The 202-nt window shown below is 66.3% G+C and carries 1 pseudogene; it reads right to left on the bottom strand.

Going from position 1 to position 202, the window contains the following annotated elements:
* Positions 1–202 (bottom strand): annotated as a pseudogene (locus IH80_RS40480) (MFS transporter); the annotation flags it as partial.

The following is a 202-nucleotide window of genomic DNA, read 5'->3' as shown; positions in this document are numbered from 1 at the left end:
GGTGGTGAGGATCCCGACCACCACGATCGCGGTGTTCACGATCACCGCGGTGGTGATGCCCGCGTGGATGTCGGTGTTGGCCGCGGCGACCGCGGACATGATCGGCGTGCCCATCGTGATACCGATCTGCTGCGTCATCGTCGCCAAACCGGTCGCCATACCCTGCTCGTGGTCCGGCAGACCCGTCGTCGCGGTCACCATG

The sequence above is a fragment of the Streptomyces sp. NRRL S-378 genome (assembly GCF_000720645.1).
Taxonomy (GTDB): domain Bacteria; phylum Actinomycetota; class Actinomycetes; order Streptomycetales; family Streptomycetaceae; genus Streptomyces.
This window is presented reverse-complemented; position numbering and strand designations above follow the sequence as displayed.